This is a genomic window from Nocardioides guangzhouensis (assembly GCF_004519545.1).
In the GTDB taxonomy this organism is placed as follows: domain Bacteria; phylum Actinomycetota; class Actinomycetes; order Propionibacteriales; family Nocardioidaceae; genus Nocardioides; species Nocardioides guangzhouensis.
The window spans coordinates 1-360 of record NZ_SDKM01000156.1 but is presented as its reverse complement, the minus strand read 5'-3'; the positions used below and the strand labels follow the sequence as shown (position 1 = coordinate 360).

Annotated in this window: 1 protein-coding gene; it reads left to right on the top strand. The window is 67.8% G+C overall.

The genetic code is table 11. The features are described from left to right. Nucleotides 1–360 (top strand): acyl-CoA dehydrogenase family protein (locus EKO23_RS24920; RefSeq protein WP_175582745.1); only part of this gene is annotated, 360 nt, incomplete at both ends.

Sequence of the window (360 nt, the reverse complement as noted above, 5' to 3'; positions counted from 1 at the left end):
GCATCCACGCCGACATCGTGGCGCCGTACCTTGTCGAGCTGACCACAGAGGTGCAGCGAGAACGTTGGCTTCCGGGGTTCGTGTCCGGTGAGATCCTGACCGCGATCGGCATGACCGAGCCCTCAGGAGGCTCCGACCTCGCCGCCCTGAAGACCACCGCCGTACGCGACGGGGACGCCTGGGTCCTCAACGGATCCAAGACCTTCATCACGAACGGGTACTCCGCCGACCTGGTCGTCGTGGCTGCCCGCACCGACCCCGATGCCAAGCGCGGACGCGGGATCTCGCTGTTCGGGGTCGAGGCCGGCATGCCCGGCTTCAGCCGGGGACGCAAGCTCGACAAGGTCGGCCAGGACGAGT